Below are 22,133 nucleotides of genomic sequence, written 5' to 3' on the forward strand. Positions count from 1 at the left end.
TTATATTTTCTCCTTTGTAAATAAAATTAGGCTATTCTCCTCCTTTAGTAGGATCAGGTTTTAAACCAGGAGATTGACGATGTTTGTTATAATCACCCGTTAAATGAGGACGCGTATTAAGCTTCCACCATGGGGATCTTATCAATGTATCTTTCAGTTCCGTACCTTTTAATGGAGCTAAAGGACTTAAATAAGGAACACCAAAAGAACGAATGGTTGATAAATGAACAACGATTGCAATAATCCCCATCATAACTCCGAGAAGACCTAATGCCCCAGCCAAAAAAATAATGGGGAAGCGCAGGATTCGAAATCCGATGCCCATCGCATATCGTGGAATCATGAATGAGGCAATGCCAGTAATAGCTACCACAATAACCATGGGTGCTGATACAAGTCCCGCTTGGACAGCAGCTTGTCCAATAACCAAAGCACCAACAATACTGACAGCCGCCCCAACTTGTTTCGGCAATCGAATCCCCGCTTCTCTTAAAGCTTCGAAGGTAACCTCCATCATGAGGGCCTCTACAAGGGCAGGAAAGGGAACGGCTTCTCGTGAAGCAGCTACACTTAGCAATAGAGCTGTAGGGACCATTTCATGATGAAAAGTTAAAATAGCGACATATAGAGATGGGAGCAACAGTGAGATAACTAGAAATAAATAACGAAGCCAACGAACAGCCGTACTAACTAGAAAGCGTTGATAATAATCTTCATGTGATTGCAAAAGCGAAAAAAATGTAGTTGGGACGACTATAACAAATGGTGTCCCATCAACTAGAATAGCAACCCTTCCTTCCAGCAAATTGGAACAAACAACATCCGGACGCTCCGTACTTAATATTTGCGGAAAAGGGGAGTAGGGATTATCTTCTATTAATTCTTCAATATATCCACTTTCCAAAATCCCATCGATTTTAATCCGTTCTAAGCGATTGTGTACCTCTTCTATAAGATTGTGATTAGCAATCCCCTCTATATAAGAAATAACAATCTTCGTTTTTGTAAGCTGACCGATAAATAATTCCTGCATTTTAAGAGAAGGACTTTTGATAATCCGTCGTAATTGAGATGTACTTACATTAATTGTTTCCGTAAAACCTTCTCTTGGCCCTTTAATTCCTACTTCAGCAGACGGCTCTCCAATTCCGCGTTTTTCCCATTTTGCTAGACAGAAGGAATATCCAGTATTAATTCCATCACTTAGCAGCAGAGGATTCCCTGTGGAAATAGAATCAATGCATTTGGAAAGGGAGGTGAACTTTTGTATGTTGGTAACAGGAATTTTATTTTCGAGCATATTCATTATTTCGTTTGTATTTTTTACAGTTGTGTTCATCAATGGCTGAAGGATTTGTTCATCTGTTTCTTCCACATTTGCCAGCCCATCGATATATATGAAATAAGCTTGAAACATTCCTCCAATTAAAAATGGCCGAATCACAATATCCGAACAATTAGTATACATGGAACGAAAATACTTGATATTTTCCTCAACTTTGTTTGACAGAGAAATTTGGACGTCCAATGGTTCTGTTTGAACATCTGCTTGTGACTGATTTTCTTTTCTTTTTTTTAGTAGATTTTTTAGGTGACGTACCAACCATATTTCCCCCTATGGAAAATTCCCTTTTAATGACAGGCTTTCTTAGTTATCCCATAAATTCTTCTAAGTTATGCATGTGATTAAATAATGAAGAAACTTAGGGTGGAGGGGAATAAGGAGAATAATGTATACCTAGAATCAAAAAAAACTGTAGATATCTCTACAGTTTTTTAAACATATTTTACTTTTTTATCAAATCATACGTCACACACATCGGCTTTCCTGTTCTCGGATCACGGCTGATTTCTGCGTCGATATGAAAGACTTTCTGCAATATATCCTTCTTCATAACCTCATCACTTGTTCCCGCTTTAATAAGATTGCCATCCTTTAAAGCAATCATGTTATGGGAAAAGCGAGCGGCATGGTTTAAGTCATGTAAAACCATGATAATGGTTCGATTCTGTGATTCGTTTAAGTTTTTCAGCAACTCCAAAACTTCTAATTGATGGGCCATGTCAAGATAGGTGGTAGGCTCATCCAAGAAGATAATCTCGGTTTCCTGTGCTAGTGCCATGGCAATCCAAACACGCTGTCTTTGACCGCCTGATAGGGAATCTACAGTCCGAAATTTGTAATCAAATGTATTTGTTACTTGTAAAGCCCAATCGATGACTTCATAATCTGCCTGTGATAATTTTCCGAACCCTTTTTGATAAGGAAATCTTCCATATGAAACGAGCTCGCCTACCGTTAGACCGGTTGCACTATCTTGGGTTTGCGGCAAGATAGCCATTTTTTGTGCTAGTTTTTTTGTGTTTTCCTTTGCAATGGATTGCCCGTCTAATAAAATACTTCCTTTAGAGTGGGGGATAATACGTGTAATTGCTTTTAGCAAAGTGGATTTTCCACAGCCGTTTGGGCCGATGATGGTCGTAATTTCATTGCTATTAAACTGTATATTCATTTGGTTAACGATGATATTTTCTTGATAACCGACAGATAAGTCTTTCGTTAATAGACGATTCATGCCAAAGCCTTCCTTCATGAATTCTTTTCATTCATTATTGAGTTGTATCTAAATTCATCTTATACTAGTTGATAATGAGAATCAATCATAAATAGACATTAGGGAGTGGGGACTGCAACCATGGAGATATTTGATGTAACCATAATTGGCGGCGGACCAGCAGGTTTGTATGCAGCTTTTTATAGTGGATTAAGAGAGCTAAAAGTAAAAATTATTGAGGGACAGCCTTATTTTGGCGGGAAGATGCAATTATATCCAGATAAAGTTGTATGGGATGTTGGGGGACAGCCGCCTACTTTAGCTTGCAAGCTTTTAGATCAAATTATTCGCCAAGGCTTAACATTTAATCCCACTCTCTGCCTGAATGAAAAAATAACGAGTATTGAAAAACAGGAAGATGTATTTATTGCGCGTTCAGATAAAGGAGAGCATTTTTCTAAAACGATTATCCTGGCCATTGGCGGTGGGATGTTCTCCCCGCAAAGGCTGACGATTTTTGAAAATCACCTTGAAAATGTGCATTACACATTAAAGGCTCCAAGCTTTTATAAGGATAAAAGAATTACCGTTTCTGGTAAAGGGATATCAGTATTTGATTGGGCAAATGCGTTGGCAGATGTTGCTCAAAAGGTAACGATTATCATTTCTGAGGGTCAGGAAAAAATTCCTGCAGAGCTTCTCAAACAGTTAACAGAGAAAGCAGTTGACATTTTTGATCACTCTACGATTGCTCATGCAGAAATGAATGATAATAACCGTATTATATCTTTGCGATGTGATAGTAAGGAAAAAAGCACAACACATCAAGTGGATGAAGTGCTGATTAATTTAGGCTATGACAGGGATTTTACATTACTCAGAAATTGCCAGCTTCCAATCCAAACAGTAGAAAACAGCTATATTGATGGACAGCCAAATGGGACAACCTCTGTGCCCGGCTTATTTGCGATTGGTGATATTATTAAGCATAACGCAAAACTAAATTTAATCACTGGTGCCTTTCAAGATGCAGCTAATACAGTAAATGAATTGACGCAATTTATCGATCCAAAGGCACGCAAAACAGCGATGGTCTCAACTCATAATACTGTGTTTAAGGAGAGAAACAAAGAGATCCGCCGAAAACTAAACTAACTAATAAGGGCTATCACAATGAATGTGATAGCCCTTTATCAATTATTTTACGATGCTTTTTAAAATGTTATCGATCATTTGTTCATTTGCAATTGCACCAGTGTACAACCAGCTTTCGTCAGGAGAGAATTCGTATACATTGCCTGCCTTAACTGCAGGAACACTCTTCCATAATGCATCGCTTAAGGAAGCAGATCCGCTTGCTGCATCACTGTTAATAAGGAATAGGTGATCTGCATCAAGTTCAACTAACTTTTCTAAAGAAATCGCATTCCAGTTGCTTTCTCCACTAGCTGAAATTTCTTTCACGACTTCTGGCACCTTTAATCCTAAATCCTCGTACATGACTGCACCGCTTGATAAGTTTTCACTAACGACGAAGAATTTTCCGCCTACTAGCCAAATTGCCGCAACAGAAGGATTCCCGACTTTATCTTCTATTTCTTTCTTTGCTTCCGCAGCTTTTGCTTCATAATTTTCTAATACTTTCTTTGCTTCTTCTTCCTTGCCAAATACTTCACCTACACGAAGAAGCTCATCACGCCAGTCATTGTTTACCTCTGTACCGATTACATATGTAGGGGCTATTTTGCTATATTGTTCGTATTTTCCGCCTTCAACCATACTAGCAGAATCCATAATAATTAAATCGGGTGAAAGCTCTTGAACCGCTTCAAATGGCAGATCGTGAGGGATTGTAGGGATTCCTTTTAAATCACCTTGTAAATAGCCTTGGATGCTAGCTCCATCCTTTACACTCCATTGAGCGACAGGCTTGATTCCTAATGCGACTAAATTATCTTCAAGATACGATGCAAGCACACGCTCAGGATTAGCCGGAATAACCACTTCATTGCCCATCGCGTCAGTTAATGTCCGTTCAGCTGCAGTCTCTTTATTTGTATCTTGCTGTTCCATTTTTTCTTGAGAGGATTGATCCGTGTTCTTGTCACCATTTCCGCAAGCTGTAAGTGACAATGCAACAAGTCCAGCACCCATTAACTGAATGAATTTCCTTTTACTTATTATATTACTCATTGGAATCCTCCTAAAATTATGTTAAAATACAATTGTTAATTATTAATTGATAACGATTATCGATTTCAATTAAAATATAAAACCATCAACTTGTCAATAATATTTATGAATTAAATGTGGACAATATTTGAAGGAAGAAGCTTACATATTATGAGTCAAAGAGAAAAAAACCATTCTGAATTAGTTAAAAATAAGATACATAGTAATCGATTACTTGGATCGCTCATCGTATTGGGTGGTTCGATTTTGCTTTTATTTTCAGTCATCGCATCCATTCATTTTGGGGCAGCAGATCTTAGCTATCACACCGTTTGGAACGCGTTGTTTGATTTTGACATTGAAAATTCCTCACATGTCATTATTAGAGAATTACGGCTTCCGCGTGCGATTGCGGCTGTCATTGTTGGTGCAGCACTGGCAGCTTCGGGTGCGATTATGCAGGGTATGACGAGAAATCCACTCGCTTCCCCCTCGATTATGGGTGTAACATCGGGATCCTCTTTTCTGATTGCCATTGCTTTCGCGCTCTTTCCAGCGATTTCTTATTCTGGCTTAATTACATTTTCATTTATTGGTGCAGGTCTGGGAGCTGCTTTGGTGTTTGGGATTTCTTCTTTATCCAAAGGGGGAGTGACTCCTGTAAAGCTTGCGCTTGCCGGATCAGCAATCACATCATTGCTTAGTGCATTATCAACAGCCATTGGGATTAAATACAATGTGTCGAAGGACATAAGTTATTGGTATGCTGGGGGTGTATCTGGCGTACAGATGCAGCAATTAATGTATGTCCTTCCTTTTGTTGCTGGAGGATTAATCCTTGCATTACTCATCTCTCGTTCCATTTCCATTTTAAGCTTGGGTGAGGAGATTGCGAAAGGTTTAGGCCAGAATACAAGAATCATTAAACTACTAGGAACGGTAGCAGTTTTATTTTTAACAGGGGCTGCTGTTTCTATTGCTGGAATGATTGGATTTGTCGGTCTTGTCATCCCGCATATTACCCGTTTTTTAGTCGGGGTAGATTATCGGTGGATCATTCCTTGCTCAGCTATTCTTGGGGGGATTTTGTTAGTTGTTGCCGATATTGTCGGACGGATGGTAAATGCTCCTTTTGAAACACCAGTCGGTGCGGTAACTGCGTTAATCGGTGTGCCGTTCTTCCTTTACTTAGCTCGTAAAGAAGGGAGAGGACTATAATGCAATTATCGAAAGATCAGCATAAATTTAAAATCCTCATGATTGTAACAAGTATTTTAATAGTCATTGTTTTTCTTCTTAGTATAAATGCAGGCTATCTTAAAATTCCCTTGAATGAAGTTTTTGCTACACTTATTGGTCAAGGGACATCGAAAAATGAACTGACGATATTTGATTTCCGCCTCCCAAGAATTATCATGGCCCTTCTAGTCGGGATGGGAATTGCTGTTTCAGGCGCAATTCTCCAAGGCATTTCACAAAATCCGCTTGCAGATCCAGGCATTCTTGGCATCAATTCTGGGGCAGGATTTGCTGTTGTCTTATATATGTTTTTCTTTCAAGGAACGGCATTTTTTACAGGGATGCTATCGATCTTTATCATGCCGCTGACTGCATTAGCAGGGGCATTTATCGCAGCATTAATGATTTACTTGCTCTCCTGGAAAAATGGAACAGTGACACCTGTTCGATTATTATTAGTTGGGATCGGAATAAATGCTGCCTTTGGTGCAGGATTGATCATTTTCCAAATGAAAATGGATTCGATTGATTTTATGAAAGCCATCATATGGATCTCAGGGACCATTTGGGGAACGAACTGGACCTATGTATGGGCGCTTTTGCCTTGGCTGCTCATTCTTATTCCGTTTGCAGTATATAAGGCTAGATTTTTAGATGTATTGCGCTTGGGTGATCCTATTGCCATAGGGGTCGGTGTTCGAATAGAGAAAGAGAGAGTAATCTTACTGCTTGTCGCTGTCGCTCTAGCTGGTGCCAGTGTATCAGTAGGAGGCGGTATTACTTTCTTAGGGTTAATCGCTCCGCATATTGCAAGGCGTCTCATTGGTGCAAGACATACAAAGATTATCCCGCTAACTGCGGTAATTGGTGCATTATTGCTGCTCACAGCTGATACGCTGGGCAGAGTCGTTATGGCACCAATGGAATTGCCAGTGGGTTTAGTTGTATCTATTTTAGGTGCACCCTATTTCATTTATTTATTAGTGAAAACAGTGTAGGACGTTCAGAAAGTAAATCTTTCTGAACGTTTTTTTTGTAGGTTTTGTCGAAAAATCGATATTTCGGAAATTTCGTAGATACTAAGAAAATAACGGATTACAAGAAATTCATTTGAGTAAGTGAAATGTTAATATTCACTCCCTGAAATTTTTATTGGTTATTTTCATCTTCGGAAGTTTCGTTGTTATCTTCCTCATGTTTATTTTCGTCATTATCTAATTGTTCAGTGAGTTTTTCTTGTACTTGCTCTTGTACAGTTTTAATTTTTTCTTCTAATTCAATCAGCATATTTTGCTTTCTTTCGATGTTCACTCCTATATTGTTGTCTTGTTTAATTTCGCTTTTAAGTATATTTTTTTGACCCTCTTTGGGGCAGAGGGAGCCCACTTTTTATTTAATGCTTCATTGTAAAATGAAATTTTCACAGCGATTCTCTCCTTTCTTTTATTATATCGGTAAAATCCGGTATATCTGAAAATGTTTTATACTAAAGGGCGATATCAAATTTGATTATAGATTATCAATCTTACTTTCAAATACTTGAACTATATTTTAAATGGCACTAACTTTTAAAAAGCAACATTAGAAAATCCCCTATTCGGGAATGAATAGGGGGAGAGTTGTATCAGCTAATCCTTTTTGATAAATAAAAAGCCGATAAACATGGTTTATCGGCTCAACAATTAATTAGCTGTCTCTTTCTTGCTATCTTTATCTTTCTCAAACAAAACAATTAGTCCAGGCAATAAAACCCCTCTGACTAAGAATGTATCTAGTAGAATCCCGACTGCGACAATGAATCCAAATACAAATAATAATTGGACGGGTTGTGTCATTAAGACAGCAAAGGTCGCAGCAAGGATAATTCCTGCTGAAGAAATGACCCCTCCGGTATTGGCAACAGCAATTTCTATAGCTTCCTTGACAGAATGCTTTCTTCGCTCTTCTTGGAATCTAGATATTAAAATAATATTGTAGTCAATGCCAAGCGCAATTAAGAACACAAAGGCATAAAGTGGAACACGGTTACTAATGGTGCCAATATCAAAGATTAGATCGGTTAAGAACATGCCTAAGCCTAAAGCGGCAAGGAAGGAAACGAGAATCGTGCCCATCATATAAATTGGCATTTTAATCGATTTCGTCAACACAATTAGCATGACAAAGATTAATATGGTTTCTAGGAGAACAATCAGAAGGACATCCTTATTATTAACAGACCGATCATCCACTTTAGTGGCTGTTTCCCCTGCGAAGTAAAGTTCTCCGGCAAGATTGCTGTCAGCCACGATCTGTTTCGCATCCGCTATCATCGTTTCCAATGCATCGATTGTCTTAACGGAATATGGACTTTCCTCAAAGGTAAGGCTGTAATTAATGGCCTTATTATCTTCAGTTTTTCCGTTTATTCGAACATTGCTGACAAGCGGCTGATCCATAAGTTCAGCTTTTAATGCTTCTTGCTGCTCAGCACTAACCTCATCTTTTGCTTCGAATAATACGGTTGTCGGAGCCAAATCGCCCTTTTCAAACTTTTTCTCTAAAATTTCATAGCCCATCCTGGATTGCATATCTTCAGGGAAAGACTTCATTGTATCGAATTCATATTTGAGATTAAACATATTGCTTGCAGATAAAAGGAGAAAGGCTCCAATGACTACTACGGATAATCCAGGTTTTTTCACGACAAAACGGCCAATTTTACTCCAAATGGAATTCGTTTTGACTTTTGTATCCCCCACTCGCGGAATTTTAGGCCAGAATGACTTTCTTCCGAATAGGGTAAACAATGCTGGGACAAGGGTAATGGACGCCAGCATGATAATCGCCATGGTTGTGGCAAAGGTCGGAGCAAAGTTGCGATAATCTCCTAGTCCTGCAAAAAATAATACGAGCATGGCAGCTAATACGGTTCCGCCAGAGAAGAAGACAGGCATACCCGTTTCTCTCATCGCTGCCTTCATCGAGCTAAACTTATCTTCATGTACCTTTAGCTCTTCACGATAACGAGAAAAGACAAATAAGGAATAATCAATGACCGCAGCAAATAAAAGAATCGATGCAATTGATATGGTTTGATTACTAATATCTAATCCTGCTTTTCCCATTATGCCGAGTGTTTGCATGACAATTTCATAAACGAAGACAGCGGCTAACAGCGGGATTAGCGCTAATAACGGTGAACGGTAGATAACAATCAATAGGATAAGAATCAATCCTACCGTTGATAAAATCAGGACAACATCTGCTCTTGAAAATAAATCAAGCGAGTCTGTAGCAATTCCTGCAGGTCCTGTCACATATAAGGTTAAATCAGATGATTCTTTTACAATAACCTGAATGGACTCTAATGAAGCTTTTAGTTCTTTCGTCTCTAAGGAAGAGTCAAATGTTAATGGAATTAAAGCAGTTGTCTTATCTTCTGAGAAAAATCCAGCTGCAGCTTGAGGCGGCAAGGCAGATAGAGGAATCACTTGCTCGACTCCTTCAATATCTTCACTCTCAATTTTATCTAAGAGCTCAGCCAACTGTGTAAGTTCCACTTCTCCGTCTTTAGACTGAAAGACAAGAATAGCTGGAGTACCATCATTGTCTTTAAAGTACTCATCTACCTTGGTTTGCGCAATAACAGATTGGGCATCTTCAGGCAGGGAGGCAATTCTTGAAACTTCATAATTCTTTACATTTGGGGCAAATACGGCTAGCGATATTGTGGCCACTAACCAAATAGATAAAGTGATCCACATTCCCTTTTTCGTTGTGACACGGTCCGTAATGGCTTGTAAAATTGATTTCATATGTTTACTCCTTTCATATTTTATATAGAAAAGGTGACAGTTGTGTCACTTTGATAAAAATAAAAATTACACGATTGTCACTGTCATTATCTTTTAAAAGTGACACGAGTGTCAATTAATTATTTGTGAACATTCCGTGACTGATAATTTCTTTAATGGATGTGACCCATTCGGAATGTGGAATTCCGAAATGATTAGGAATGGCAATCGTTTGAAAAATAAACCCGAGAATTAATCCATCAGCAATATGAGCTTTTAATTTCTTCTCATGTTTGCCTAAGTTAATAAAACTCTGCAAGTGTGTATACATCTCTAAATGGAGCTTATCTAAATGAGCCTTATTTTCTCTCACCTTTTCATTCACGTTTACAGGAATTTGCACAGCGATTTTTATCAGCTGCTGAACCTCAGGCATGTCAAAGATAAGGTTCATAAGGAAATCAAACTGCGCCTCAAATCCTTCACAGTGTTCAATTTTTTGTAAATCAGTTAAAAATTGATTCAATTCAGTAATCATATAGTCGGTAATTAATTCTTCTTTATTCTCATAGTACTTGTACAATGCTCCTCTTGAAACTTTCAATCGATCTGCTAGCAAACTAAAGGTAAATCCTTCATAGCCATGAATAAGAAGAAGCTCTTTTGCTGCTGAAAATAACTCATCCATTGAAAACTTTCGCTCACGTGCCATTTGCTCACCTCCATCCTTATTATAGTAAAATACTGTAGATACACAAACGTATTGTATCTTGTTTCTAATAAATATTAAAATTAGAAGAGGTTCAACAGAAAACTAGGTGAGCATTTCAATATGGAGAAGCAGTTGAAATGTATTCGTTTACTAAAAAAACAAAAAATTCCAAAAATAATATTGACTCAGCAAATGCTTCGTAAGATAATAATACTCATGAGTAATATAAAATATTTACAGCATGGAGATGTCACTAATGGGCCAAAGAGGGAGAAAAAAGGGATCGAATGGAGAACAGAGCAGAGCACTCCTGTTAAGTATCGCTGCAAATGAGTTTGCAGAGCATGGTTACCATGATACGAAGGTTAGTTCTATTGTAAAAAGGGCTGGTTTGACTCAGCCAACCTTCTATCTATATTTTCAAAATAAAGAAGCGATATTTCAAGAATTAGTCGAATTGTTTAGAGAAAGCTTATTTAGTCTCACAAGGAAAAGCCGCCTGGAACCTGGAATCGAATTAGCTTCTTTATCTGAACGGATTGCATATGGTCTAGCAGGAATTTTTTCCTTCTTCAAGGAAAATCCTGATTTAACGAAAATTGGGTTCTATGAATCTGCCATTGCCGAAGAGATAAAAAAGGAGCTTGCTATACAAATTGAAGAAAATCTTACATCGGAAGTAGAGAATGGCTACTTTAGTCAGGCTATTGATATGTGTATTTTTGCAGAAAGTCTTGTTGGAATCATTGAACGCTTGACTGTTACTAAATTATTGCCTGGTTTAAAGGGACCGAATAGTCTTGCCGAAGAGATTGTTGATATATTCTTGAACGGAATCATTAACAAGAATAGCTGAGGAAAACGATCATAGGGGTTGAGAGTTGGATGAATTCGATGAAGAACGTGCAGCATAAAGAGCTAGACAAAGAATGGATTGCTCTTATTCTTCAGGCGAAGCAGCTGGGGCTTACTACGGAGGAAGTACGGGCATTTATTCTAGGAACAGAAGCAAAGTTAATGAAAAAGATAGAACAAAAGTGACCATATTTTTTTGTAAAATAATAGGTGGTATAAGATAAAGTATAAAGGGCGGTAAATGTATGAGATTCAAGAGAGATGAGGGCTTCCGTTTTTCATTTGGTACACCAATTGCTGCTTTTTTTTCGATTGATGAAATGAATGGAATTAAAGTTGGAACTTCAGAAGGTGAGGCAAGGCTGATTGATTTAAGTCCCAATGGGATGAAATTAAACACTTCAATTGATATCCCGATGTCAAATCGAGAGGATGTAAAGATTACTGCCAGATTCAAATTCTCTCAATTAGAACACTGCATACACGGGAAAATCATATGGAAGCAAAAGGCAATCAATAGTTTTTTTTATGGTATTCAATTTTCATTGGATGAACAAGAGCGAGAAGAAATGATTAGAGATCTAAAGCATTTTGCAAAACAGCAATATAACAAAAACAACACCACTTATTAAAATAACAGCAAATTCCCTATGTCTAAAGTCACAGGGAGATTTGGCAATAAAACACCAATTGTCTAACTGAAAGGAATCTTATATGATGAAGGCGGTGAAATAAAAGGAGTGGTTAAGTGACATACATAGGATTATATAATGATGAGCTTGTCCTTTTATCGATATTCATTGCCATCATTTCTTCATATGCCTCATTTAATATTTTCTCCCGAATCCCCCAATCAAAGGGGAGTAATCAGCTATTTTGGTTAATGACGGGTTCTTATATATTGGGCTTAGGAATATGGACAACCCACTTTATTGGCATGCTTAGCTTTGATATGCATGCTCCTGTTACTTATCATTTAAAGCTGAATGCATTTACTTTACTTTTGGGGATGGCTGTTTCTTTCATTTGTTTCTATATTGCTACTCATTCAGAGAAGAAATTTTCTTCTCTTTTCATTTGTACATTAATTCTTGGAATTGGAATCATTGTTATACACTATATTGGCATGGAATCCATGCATACAAATGTGGTCATGAGTTATCATTATTTCTTTATTATTTTGTCCATGCTCATCGCTTTAGTCACAACAGGGGCTGCCCTTTTTCTATTCTTTCGTAAAAAAATGAACAATCAGAGGGTGTTAAAGCTTTCAGTCAGTTCCATCATATTAGGAAGCGGGATTATTGGTACGCATTACACGGCGATGCACGCTGTCACGCTAAACGGAGATCCTACTTCGTATGAAGATGAGAATATGACGCATTTTGACTATGCACCCTATCAAATCTCAACCGAGGCTTTAGGCTATGGACTTGCGATCGCTGTCATGCTTATAATTGCTGTCGTTATTTCTTTAGCTTATTTTGATAAAAATAAAGCAGAAAGGCTTCATAAGCTATCAAATGCTCACTATAAATCACTTGTTGAACACAATCCGGATTTAGTTTTCAGTGTGAATGTCAATGGAGTCATTACGAATGTAAATCCAAAAGGAATTGAGATGTTAGAGGAAAGCCGCGAGAACATTATTGCTAGAAATCTATTTTCCTATTTTCATGATGCTGATAGAGAGAGGGTTAAGCATCATTTTTATCATTTGCAGGACAAGAACCAAAGTGATTTTGAAGTGCTGATCAAAAATGGAAAAGACAAATGGATTCCCATTGTTATTACCTTTGTTCCGATTATTGTTGATAAAAAACTTATTGGGATCTTTGTGGTGGCAAGGGATAATTCGGAATTAATCAAATACAAGGAACAGATGAAGAAAGCTCAAAGGGAATTAATAGAGACAATACAAAAGCAGCAAGGGTTAATTTTTAAGTTTATTAAACTTGAAAATCGTTTTATTCATACACTATGTGATGGTGAATTACTTTACAGAGTAGGTCTAACTCCAGATAAGGTAATTGGAAAGGAACTTCATCATTTTCTTTCTTTAAATGAAGCTGAAAAAAGTCTACAGGCATATAAGAAAGCTTGGGATGGGGAAATTACTAAGTTTGAGGCAAATACAAACGGGATTGACTATTATATCTATCTAAGTCCTGTATTTCGAGATGGTGAAGTAATCGAAGTGATTGGTTCAGGTATGGATATAACGGAGCGGAAAAGGGCTGAGAAAATTCAGCAGGACAATGAAAAATGGTACCGAAATATATTAAATATGATGAGTGAGGCTGTGCTCGTCTATGGAGCAGATGATCAGCATATTGGTTTAAACGATAGTGTTTATCAAATATTTAACTTAAAAAAAGAGGATTTTGAGAAGCAAACAATCCATCAGCATACGCTGTCACTCGTAAAGGAGGATGGCTCTCCTTTACCGAATGAAAAGCTTCCGATCCGTATTACACTTGAAACTGGAAAGACGATAACGGGAGAAATCATCGGGATCAAAAAGAAGCATCGAACGAGCTGGTATTCAATCAATACAAAACTAATTAACTCAGCAAACCGAAATGATATTCCAAGAGTACTGATGACGATGTCAGATATCTCTGCACTAAAAAAACAGCAAATTAAATTAAGAGAGTCTCAGGCATTACGAAAGACTCTTATCGATAGTTTGCCGATCGGTGTTTTAGTAGTTGATAATGATTGGAATATTGCGGCCCTGAACCGGCCATTTTGCCAAATATTTAAGATTGAAGAGCCAATAAAGAATATTATTGGGAGTAACAAATCATCATGTTATCAATATATCTATTCGAATTTGAAAAATAATGAGGATAATATTTTGGACATATTATCTGCTGGTGAAGCGACTGTTGATGAAATTGAAATGGATGATAACCGAATGATTAAAAGAAGTTATTTTCCTTTTATTATAGATGAAGAAATTAAGGGGCATTTATTGACATTTGAAGATATCACGGAACGGAAATTAATGGAACAAGGCTTGATTAAGGCAAAGGAGGAAGCAATCAAGGCTAATTTAGCAAAATCCGAATTTCTTTCAAAAATGAGTCATGAGCTTCGTACACCATTAAATGGAATATTAGGGTTTTCTCAATTATTAGAAATAGACGAACAGCTAAGTGAGCAGCAGCAAAAGTTTGTTCAGGAAATATTAAAGGGTGGAAGACATCTATTAGATTTAATTAATGAAATATTGGATCTCTCAAGAATCGAAGCAGGAAAGTTTAAAATTACAAATGAAACAGTAAATTTAAGTATGCTGATTGATGATTGTCTAAATCTATTAGTTCCAGCAGCCAATAAAAAAGGCATTAAAATCAAGAAAATTAAAGATTGTGATGACAGATATGTATTTATAGATGAAGTTCGCTTTAGACAGATCCTATTAAATTTATTGGAAAATGCAATTAAGTATAATAATAAAAATGGTGAAATTACGATATCATGTGACTATAATGAGGGACTTCTGATTATTCACGTAATCGATAATGGGATTGGCATTCCGAAGGAAGAGCAGCAGCGAATCTTCGAGCCTTTTTACCGCTTAGACCATCATCATACGATTGAAGGAGCGGGAATCGGTCTTGCGCTTGTTAAGCAGCTTGTTGATTTAATGGGTGGAAAAATGGGTGTTTATAGTCAAGTTGGCGAAGGCAGTGATTTTTGGTTTAGTCTCCCAATTGAAAAAACAAGCGTGATTGAATCAAAGAAAGGCTCTGATTTTCAATACAGATCCCTAGCAAGAGACGAAAACTATCAAATTTTATATATTGAAGATATTTCCTCTAATCGGGAGCTTGTATCAGAAATTCTCTTGAATGAACAGGGAATTACCTTACTCGCAGCCGAAACGGGTAAAAAGGGACTAGAAATTGCTTGTGAAAAAGAGCTAGATTTAATCCTATTGGATATACATCTCCCTGATATGAATGGACTTGATGTGTTGGACCAGTTAAAAGCAGATCCTAAAACAAATTACATTCCAGTTATTGCATTAAGTTCAAATGCGATGCTAAACGATATTAGCAAAGCGATGGATAAAGGAGTTAAGGAGTATATAACAAAGCCTATTCAAGTTTCTACATTCCTTGAGACAATTTCAAAATATTTGTAAGAGGATAAATTACCTAATAACTAGCACACAAAAACGCTTGGGGCACTTTAGTATTTCATAGTACCCCAAGCATTTTAAGTTATGGATTTACACTCTCTGCTTGGTTAGTCTGTCTAGCGTAAATTTTTTTTATTGCAAATCTTGCTATTGACTGAGCAATTTGGTTTGCTGTATGGCAAAATCAATAAGATTTGCTATTAAAGAGTATTAATAATTTTTTTGTATCTTCGCTCAACACTGATGGCACTGCGGTTCATTAACATGCCGATTTCTTTGTATTTATACCCTTGAGAACGCAATTCTAAAAGCCTGTAGTCTTCTTTTGTTGTCCATGTTTGATACGTTCTTTTCTTTGTTATGCATTTATCCTTCATACGCTCCTCTGCCACCCAGTCAGGTTCAGGCAGAAGGGTTTGTGGTTCTATGTTTGAAAATTGTACTTTCTCTTTATGAAGAGCAGCCCAATTCCAAAAGTCGGAGGGGTCAATAAAATAAAATTTTCTAGATTGCCTAGTAATCTTCTGGGAAAAGGGCAATCCGTGTTTTTTTGTCCACCCTCTTACAGTAGCCCGATCTACTTTTAATATTGCAGCTAATTCCCCTACTGTAACAAGACCCGTATGCTGTCTCGTATTAGATATTTTTAGCCTTGTCATCTTTACACGAATAGATTCATATGAACGCTCTAGCTTTTGGGCAATTGTAGATACTTTATACATTCCGATGTTATCTTCCAGAAAAAGGAGCTCATCATCTGACCAAATCTTACGCACGTAGTAGCCTCCTCATTTAGATAGTTTCTGGTTTTCCTAATAGATAGCCTTGAGCAAAAGGGATATTCAAGGCGATTGCCTGTGCTAAATCTTTATTTTTCTCCACCCCTTCTAAAATTAGCTCCATTTTTTGCTTTGAATATTGAAGCAGAAGGGCCACCATTTGCTGCTTTTCTTTCGATTTATGGAGATTATTTGCAAAGTAGCGATCAAGCTTAATAAATTGCGGAGAAAACTCGATGATTTTACGTAAGGATGCCCCGCCTTTTCCAATGTCATCTATGGCAATACGAAAGCCATACTCCTTAATAATTGCTATTTTCTCTTTAAATTCAGATAGATCCCATATAGAATCTTCCTTATCTGTTTCACTAAGTTCGAAAACAACCTTTTCTTCAATATGAGGGAAGTTTTTTTGCAATTGATGAATAAAGTTTTCAAAGTTTTTATGTAGAATTGTTGAGGGATAGATATTAATAAACAACAATTCCTCTTTTAAGCGATCGATAGGAAAGCAGCTTATGGCATGTCGGATTGCCTTAGTGTCCAATTCATATAAACAGCCGTTTTCTCTGGCTAATTCGAATGCTTTTTCGATATTCCCGTTGCAAAATCCATTTGGAAATCTTAGAAGTGCTTCATAGCCAAATACTTTCCAATGGTTTAAATTCCACATAGGCTGATAAACACTTTCAATGCTTTGATTCTCTATACGTGCTAACATATCAATGCTCATTTTTTATCCCTCAATTTCCAATGCCATCTTGTTGTTAAATAATATAATTAATGTAACTTTTATCCCATGCTCTGTCGAACGCTTAAAAAGCATGAAGAGTAGAGAAAGGGACTGTTTGGACTATTTTCAAGACAGGTTAAAACAAATTAAAGACATCTTACGGTATTAATTTACAAAAGACTTCAAAATGGTGGTTATAAATACCTATTTTTTTGGGGGGAGTTGTGGATTGGACAATTCGTGACATGCCTGATATTCTATTTGGATGTGTACAAGTCATAAAGGAATAGTATTATTTATATTTGAAAACGATAAAGCATATATGCAGGTCTTAATAGGGGATGAGCATGGAGAAATTTAAAGTAATTATTGCAGATGATGATCACCCTTCAAGAATGATATTGATGCATTTTATCCAGCTCCTCCCGGAATACGAGGTTGTTCAGGAAGCATCAAATGGAGAAGAATTCATTCAATTCGTAATGAAGGAAGAGCCAGAAATTGTTCTTGTGGATATTCATATGCCTGGTTTAAATGGAATGGAAGCGGTTAAGATTTGCAAAGAAAGGCTGCCAGCTTTACAGGTCATTTTCACAACGGGTTATGATGAATTCGCCGTGGAAGCATTTAATATTTCGGCAGCGGACTATATTGTAAAGCCAATAGAGCGTACAAGGTTATTTATAGCTTTGGAAAAGGCTAAAAAACTTATTCAGTTGAATAGCGGTCCAAATCAATTAAAGAAAACGGTAAACAAGCTAGCAATTAAATCAAATAATACCTTTCTATATCTTTCAGTGGATGATATTCTTTATGCAGAAAAAGAAGGGCGAAAAACGATTCTTCATACGAAAAACAGCTATTTCGAAACATCTGAATCCCTCCAAGAGCTTGAAGGGAAGCTGCCAAATCAATTCTACAAAACCCATCGATCTTTTTTAGTTAACTTAAAAAAAATAACAAAGATTGTATCGTCCGGTGAAACGTATTTAGCCTATTTCAATTGCACAGAAAAGATTGCTTATATTTCTAAGCTGAAAATAAACGACGTCCATCGATCAATGGGAACTTAAAGGGCACTGCAATCCTAATAGGAGAGCAGGCCCTTTTTTTAAAACTTCTGCTTGGTAAAGTTCATTCATTTCATTATTGCTCGAGTATCCAGAGGAAGAACCATTCGTGAATTTATTATTGGCGTGTTATTGCTCCCTGCTCTTGTTAGTTTTTTCTGGTTTGCTGTATTTGGGACTTCATCCATTGAGGTACAACATGCAGGAAATGTTGATTTAACCAAATATGCTACAGAAGAAGTTTTATTTGCTGTCTTTAGCGAATTTCCTTGGTCAATGTCTTTGTCAATCTTAGCCATCTTCCTTATTGGTATTTTTTTTATTACGTCGGCTGATTCAGCGTTTTTTCTTATTGACAAAAAAAGCATCCTTTTAGTAAAGTTAAATTCGTTAATAGTTAATGAGTTGAACAATTAAACAGTAGAATTAGTTTAATCGAGGTGAAGGATAACGTTGTTAGAGAATATACAAGAGCTTATTGATCAATATATCGATTTGTCTTTTTCTGTTCATCGAAAAGGAGAATCGCTCATTAGGGATCAAATCGGCAGTGATCTTACAAATGATCAGCATTATATATTGAGGTATATCAGTCAAACTGAATCATGCACCTCATCGGAATTAGCTGAAGAATTTGATGTGAAAAAGAGTGCCATAACAGCCATTATCAACCGAATGTGGGAGAAGGGGTTGATTCAGAGAACACGTGATGAGAAGGATCGCAGAGTGGTTTATCTTACATTAACGGAAAAAGGAAATCAGCTGTATGTAAATTGTGAGGAACGGATTTATAAGCTTGTAGAATCTTTTATTAAAAAGTTTGATCCTAAGGAAATTAAGCAATTTCTTGAGACATACAAAAAATTAAACCAAATACTAATAGAGAGTAAAGACTACAAGGTGGAGGAATAGGGATGCATCAAATTATAAAAAATAAGTGGATAGTCATCGTTGCCTGGATCGTTATTGCTGGTGGTCTATTTATGGTTGCGCCAAACATGGCTGAGCTTGTCCGTGAAAAAGGACAGATTACTGTTCCTGATGAATACTCTTCCGCGCTTGCAGGGGAAATAATGGCAGATGTAGCCAAGCAAGAGGGCGGAGGAGATGAAACCCAAGTTGCATTAGTTTTTCATAATGAAAAAAAACTAACAGCAGAAGATATGAAGGAAGCGGAAAAAGCGATCCGCATTCTTGAAAAAGACAAGGATTTAGGAATAAATGAAATCCTAACCCATTTCAATGAAAAGTCTTTAAAGGAACAGCTAGTTTCAGAGGATGGAAAGTCGATTCTTACCTCCATCACCCTTAACTGGAATGACCGCGAACCAAGTGAAGTAAATGATGCTTTATATAAAGCCATAAAAGATATAAAAGTGGATCACTATTATACTAGTGAATGGCAGATAAATGAAGATCTAATGGCAAGTTCTGAAGAGGGATTAAAGAAAACAGAGGGAATTACTGTTGTCTTTATCTTAGCTGTATTATTGCTCGTGTTTAGATCTGTTATTGCTCCAATTATTCCTTTAGTGACGGTTGGATTATCATATCTGGCTTCACAGTCGATTGTTTCATTTTTAGTCGATCGGTTTGATTTTCCGCTCTCCAATTACACGCAAATTTTCTTAGTAGCTGTATTATTTGGGATCGGTACGGATTACTGTATTTTATTGCTTAGCCGCTTTAAAGAAGAATTATCACAACGGGAAAGTGTTGCTGAAGCAATTGTTGCAACCTACCGCAATGCAGGGCGCACCGTATTCTTTAGTGGTGTAGCAGTAATGATCGGGTTTGCAGCGATCGGATTTTCTCAGTTTATTTTATATCAATCGGCTGCAGCAGTGGCAGTAGGTGTAGCTTTATTACTTGTAGCCTTATTTACAGTTGTTCCATTTTTCATGGCAGTCTTAGGACCAAAGCTCTTCTGGCCGTCGAAAAGCAAAGCAGAGCATGGGGAAAGCAAGATTTGGGGTGCAGTTGGAAGATTTTCATTGGCTCGTCCTTTCATTGCTTTGCTCATTGTAGCTGCAGTTTGTGTCCCATTCCTAGTCACTTATGATGGAGAGCTATCTTACAACTCATTAGAAGAAATTAGCGGAGATGTTAATTCAATTAAAGCATTCAATGCGATTGCTGATAGCTTTGGACCAGGTGAATCCATGCCAACACAGGTCGTTATTAAAAATGATGAGGAAATGGATTCCGCTGAATATATCGGATTAGCTGAAAAGATTAGTAAAGAGCTGGAAAAGATTGATCTAGTTGACACCGTACGTTCAGTTACAAGGCCAACAGGTGAGCCGATCGAGGACTTCTTTGTTGCGAAGCAGGCTGAGACACTTGAAGAGGGCTTAGGTGAGGGAAAAGAAGGAATCGATAAGATTAGTGAGGGCTTAAACGAGGCTGGCACCGAATTATCTAAATCAGAGCCAGAATTAAAGAAGGCTACAAATGGGATTAATGACTTAATTTCAGGAACGAGTGAACTTCAATTAGGATTAAAAGAAATTCAAACAAATCTAGCGAAGATTGAAAACGGAATTCGTCAAGGGACAAAAGGTTCTGATGATATTAAAGCAGGTTTAGCCCAGTCTAAAAAAGGTGCAGAGGATTTACTTGCCGGTTATAAAGAACTCCTTGGAGGATATCAAAACATACACGGGAACTTACAAACGATTACAGCAAATTATCAAAAAGTGAGTCAAGGATTGACGGCTTTATCTGCGGGAATTGCACAGGCAAATGACGGGATGTATGGTTATTTGGAAAATAAGTATACAGACTTATCAGCTGATGACCAATATCAAAAGATGAAGCAAACGATATCGGGAGAACAAGGTCTGCTTAAACAGCTTAGTGGGTTGTCTGCCAATATAAATGAATTAAATACAGGGCTTGCTAAAGTAACTGAAGGAATGGCTGGAGCCAATACCGGATTTGAAAAAGCAATGGGCGGCCAAGGTGGTTTGGCGTCAGGTCTGGAACAATTAATTAAAGGTATTGAGGCACAGCAAGCTGGATTTAATCAGCTAGCCAATGGGCAAGGACAGATTATTAAAAATATGCCAAAGGTAACAAATGGATTAAATAGTGTGAATGATGGGCAGAAACAGCTTCTTGCAGGCTTTGGCGATCTTGGCGGCCAAATCGGCCAGCTAACAGATGGGCTGGACCAAAGTGCAGAAGGATTGAATAAAGTTTCTGAGGGATTAGAATCTGCACAGGATTACCTTGCTGGATTGTCTAAATCCGAAAATATGGATGGTTTTTACTTGCCGTCAGAAGTATTGGAAAGTGAAGTCTTTGCCCAAGTATTTGATACGTATATGTCAAAAGACCGTAAAGTGATGACGGTTGATGTTATCTTTAAAGCGAACCCGTATTCTAATGAGGCAATTAATCAGGTTGATGAAATAAAAGATGCTGTTGTAAGAGCAACAAAGGATACGAAGTTAGAGAACGCAGTGGTAGCAGTAGGCGGAATTACGAGCACGAACGCTGATTTAAGCAAAATGTCTGATCAAGACTATTCTCGTACAGTTGTTCTAATGCTCGTCGGAATTTCGATTATTTTGGTATTCCTATTCCGTTCCATTATTATGCCTGTCTATATTATTGGTTCTTTAATTCTGACTTATTTTACATCCATGGCAATCAATGAAGCTATTTATGTCAATATTTTTGGCTATACAGGCATAAGCTGGGCGGTTCCGTTCTTTGGATTTGTTATACTTGTTGCCCTTGGGGTCGATTATAGCATCTTCTTAATGGATCGATTTAATGAGTACAAAGATCTTTCTGTGGCAGAGGCCATGCTAATTGCTATGAAAAAAATGGGAACAGTCATTATTTCGGCTGCGGTCATTTTAGGGGGAACATTTGCTGCGATGATGCCATCTGGCATGCTATCACTGCTGCAAATTGCTTCAATCGTAATTGTTGGTTTATTCTTATATGCATTTATCATGCTCCCGCTGTTTATTCCAGTGATGGTGAAAAACTTCGGAGCAGCCAACTGGTGGCCGTTTAAAAGAAGTACTAATGAATAAAAGAAAACCGGATGGGTATCTTCATCCGGTTTTTCTT

The 22,133-nt window shown here is 37.4% G+C and carries 18 protein-coding genes and 1 pseudogene; 11 read left to right on the top strand and 8 right to left on the bottom strand.

Features of this window, described 5'->3' with window-relative positions; translation table 11 throughout:
* Positions 1 to 31: 31 nt before the first annotated feature.
* Together FI644_RS13250 and FI644_RS13255 are read right to left on the bottom strand one after the other, a co-directional pair.
* On the bottom strand, positions 32 to 1,603 hold the full coding sequence (locus FI644_RS13250; protein ID WP_380000417.1) for a spore germination protein: 1,572 nt from the start codon (positions 1,601 to 1,603) through the stop codon (positions 32 to 34).
* A gap of 184 nt (positions 1,604 to 1,787) precedes the next feature.
* Positions 1,788 to 2,576 carry an ABC transporter ATP-binding protein gene (locus FI644_RS13255; protein WP_142108491.1) on the bottom strand — a complete coding sequence of 263 codons (789 nt, stop codon included), beginning with the start codon at positions 2,574 to 2,576 and terminating at the stop codon, positions 1,788 to 1,790.
* Between the two features lie 120 nt (positions 2,577 to 2,696).
* Here FI644_RS13255 and FI644_RS13260 point away from each other — a divergent pair, with 120 nt between their 5' ends.
* A complete protein-coding gene (locus FI644_RS13260) occupies positions 2,697 to 3,710 on the top strand; it encodes an NAD(P)/FAD-dependent oxidoreductase (protein WP_053477719.1) in 1,014 nt (337 codons plus the stop codon).
* Between the two features lie 42 nt (positions 3,711 to 3,752).
* On the opposite strand, the gene FI644_RS13265 is transcribed toward FI644_RS13260, so the two are convergent.
* Positions 3,753 to 4,748 (bottom strand): ABC transporter substrate-binding protein, encoded by a 996-nt coding sequence (locus tag FI644_RS13265; protein ID WP_053477720.1) that lies wholly within the window; start codon positions 4,746 to 4,748, stop codon positions 3,753 to 3,755.
* A 150-nt stretch (positions 4,749 to 4,898) separates the two neighbouring features.
* On the opposite strand from FI644_RS13265, the gene FI644_RS13270 reads away from it, so the two are divergent.
* Positions 4,899 to 5,945, top strand: a complete 1,047-nt coding sequence (locus FI644_RS13270; RefSeq protein ID WP_082446703.1) for a FecCD family ABC transporter permease — start codon at positions 4,899 to 4,901, stop codon at positions 5,943 to 5,945.
* Positions 5,945 to 6,964 (top strand): FecCD family ABC transporter permease, encoded by a 1,020-nt coding sequence (locus FI644_RS13275; RefSeq protein ID WP_142108492.1) that lies wholly within the window; start codon positions 5,945 to 5,947, stop codon positions 6,962 to 6,964. Before FI644_RS13270 ends, FI644_RS13275 begins: the two co-directional genes overlap by 1 nt.
* A gap of 151 nt (positions 6,965 to 7,115) precedes the next feature.
* Here the strand turns inward: FI644_RS13275 and FI644_RS26325 are convergent, their stop codons facing one another.
* From FI644_RS26325 to FI644_RS13285, 3 genes are all read right to left on the bottom strand, one after another.
* Positions 7,116 to 7,253, bottom strand: a complete 138-nt coding sequence (locus FI644_RS26325; RefSeq protein ID WP_156319154.1) for a hypothetical protein — start codon at positions 7,251 to 7,253, stop codon at positions 7,116 to 7,118.
* Between the two features lie 395 nt (positions 7,254 to 7,648).
* Entirely contained in the window at positions 7,649 to 9,763 is a 2,115-nt protein-coding gene (locus FI644_RS13280) for an MMPL family transporter (protein ID WP_142108493.1), read from the bottom strand.
* 115 nt (positions 9,764 to 9,878) lie between these two features.
* Complete coding sequence (locus tag FI644_RS13285; protein ID WP_142108494.1) at positions 9,879 to 10,454, bottom strand: TetR/AcrR family transcriptional regulator; 576 nt, start codon at positions 10,452 to 10,454, stop codon at positions 9,879 to 9,881.
* Positions 10,455 to 10,710: 256 nt separating this feature from the next.
* Between FI644_RS13285 and FI644_RS13290 the strand changes: the two genes are divergently transcribed.
* From FI644_RS13290 to FI644_RS13305, 4 genes are all read left to right on the top strand, one after another.
* Positions 10,711 to 11,310, top strand: a complete 600-nt coding sequence (locus tag FI644_RS13290) for a TetR/AcrR family transcriptional regulator (RefSeq protein ID WP_142108495.1) — start codon at positions 10,711 to 10,713, stop codon at positions 11,308 to 11,310.
* 29 nt (positions 11,311 to 11,339) lie between these two features.
* The gene (locus FI644_RS13295) at positions 11,340 to 11,495 is read left to right on the top strand and encodes an anti-repressor SinI family protein (protein ID WP_246066938.1); all 156 of its coding nucleotides are present in this window, start codon (positions 11,340 to 11,342) and stop codon (positions 11,493 to 11,495) included.
* Between the two features lie 59 nt (positions 11,496 to 11,554).
* A complete protein-coding gene (locus tag FI644_RS13300; RefSeq protein ID WP_142108496.1) occupies positions 11,555 to 11,941 on the top strand; it encodes a PilZ domain-containing protein in 387 nt (128 codons plus the stop codon).
* Between the two features lie 116 nt (positions 11,942 to 12,057).
* The gene (locus FI644_RS13305; protein ID WP_142108497.1) at positions 12,058 to 15,465 is read left to right on the top strand and encodes an MHYT domain-containing protein; all 3,408 of its coding nucleotides are present in this window, start codon (positions 12,058 to 12,060) and stop codon (positions 15,463 to 15,465) included.
* A 197-nt stretch (positions 15,466 to 15,662) separates the two neighbouring features.
* Here FI644_RS13305 and FI644_RS13310 read toward each other — a convergent pair whose 3' ends face one another.
* Both FI644_RS13310 and FI644_RS13315 read right to left on the bottom strand, forming a co-directional pair.
* On the bottom strand, positions 15,663 to 16,238 hold the full coding sequence (locus FI644_RS13310; RefSeq protein ID WP_142108498.1) for a helix-turn-helix domain-containing protein: 576 nt from the start codon (positions 16,236 to 16,238) through the stop codon (positions 15,663 to 15,665).
* A gap of 16 nt (positions 16,239 to 16,254) precedes the next feature.
* Positions 16,255 to 16,974 carry an EAL domain-containing protein gene (locus tag FI644_RS13315; RefSeq protein ID WP_053477729.1) on the bottom strand — a complete coding sequence of 240 codons (720 nt, stop codon included), beginning with the start codon at positions 16,972 to 16,974 and terminating at the stop codon, positions 16,255 to 16,257.
* A gap of 347 nt (positions 16,975 to 17,321) precedes the next feature.
* On the opposite strand from FI644_RS13315, the gene FI644_RS13320 reads away from it, so the two are divergent.
* The 4 genes and pseudogenes from FI644_RS13320 (at position 17,322) to FI644_RS13335 (ending at position 22,096) form a co-directional block, all read left to right on the top strand.
* On the top strand, positions 17,322 to 18,047 hold the full coding sequence (locus FI644_RS13320) for a LytR/AlgR family response regulator transcription factor (protein WP_053477730.1): 726 nt from the start codon (positions 17,322 to 17,324) through the stop codon (positions 18,045 to 18,047).
* A gap of 60 nt (positions 18,048 to 18,107) precedes the next feature.
* Positions 18,108 to 18,398: pseudogene (locus FI644_RS13325) on the top strand (BCCT family transporter); the annotation flags it as partial.
* Positions 18,399 to 18,497: 99 nt separating this feature from the next.
* Positions 18,498 to 18,956: a MarR family winged helix-turn-helix transcriptional regulator gene (locus FI644_RS13330; protein ID WP_053477732.1), complete on the top strand. Its 459-nt coding sequence runs from the start codon at positions 18,498 to 18,500 to the stop codon at positions 18,954 to 18,956.
* Positions 18,957 to 18,958: 2 nt separating this feature from the next.
* A complete protein-coding gene (locus FI644_RS13335; RefSeq protein WP_142108500.1) occupies positions 18,959 to 22,096 on the top strand; it encodes an MMPL family transporter in 3,138 nt (1,045 codons plus the stop codon).
* The last annotated feature ends 37 nt before the right edge of the window (positions 22,097 to 22,133 follow it).

It is taken from the genome of Cytobacillus solani (assembly GCF_006704205.1).
GTDB lineage: Bacteria > Bacillota > Bacilli > Bacillales > Cytobacillaceae > Cytobacillus > Cytobacillus solani.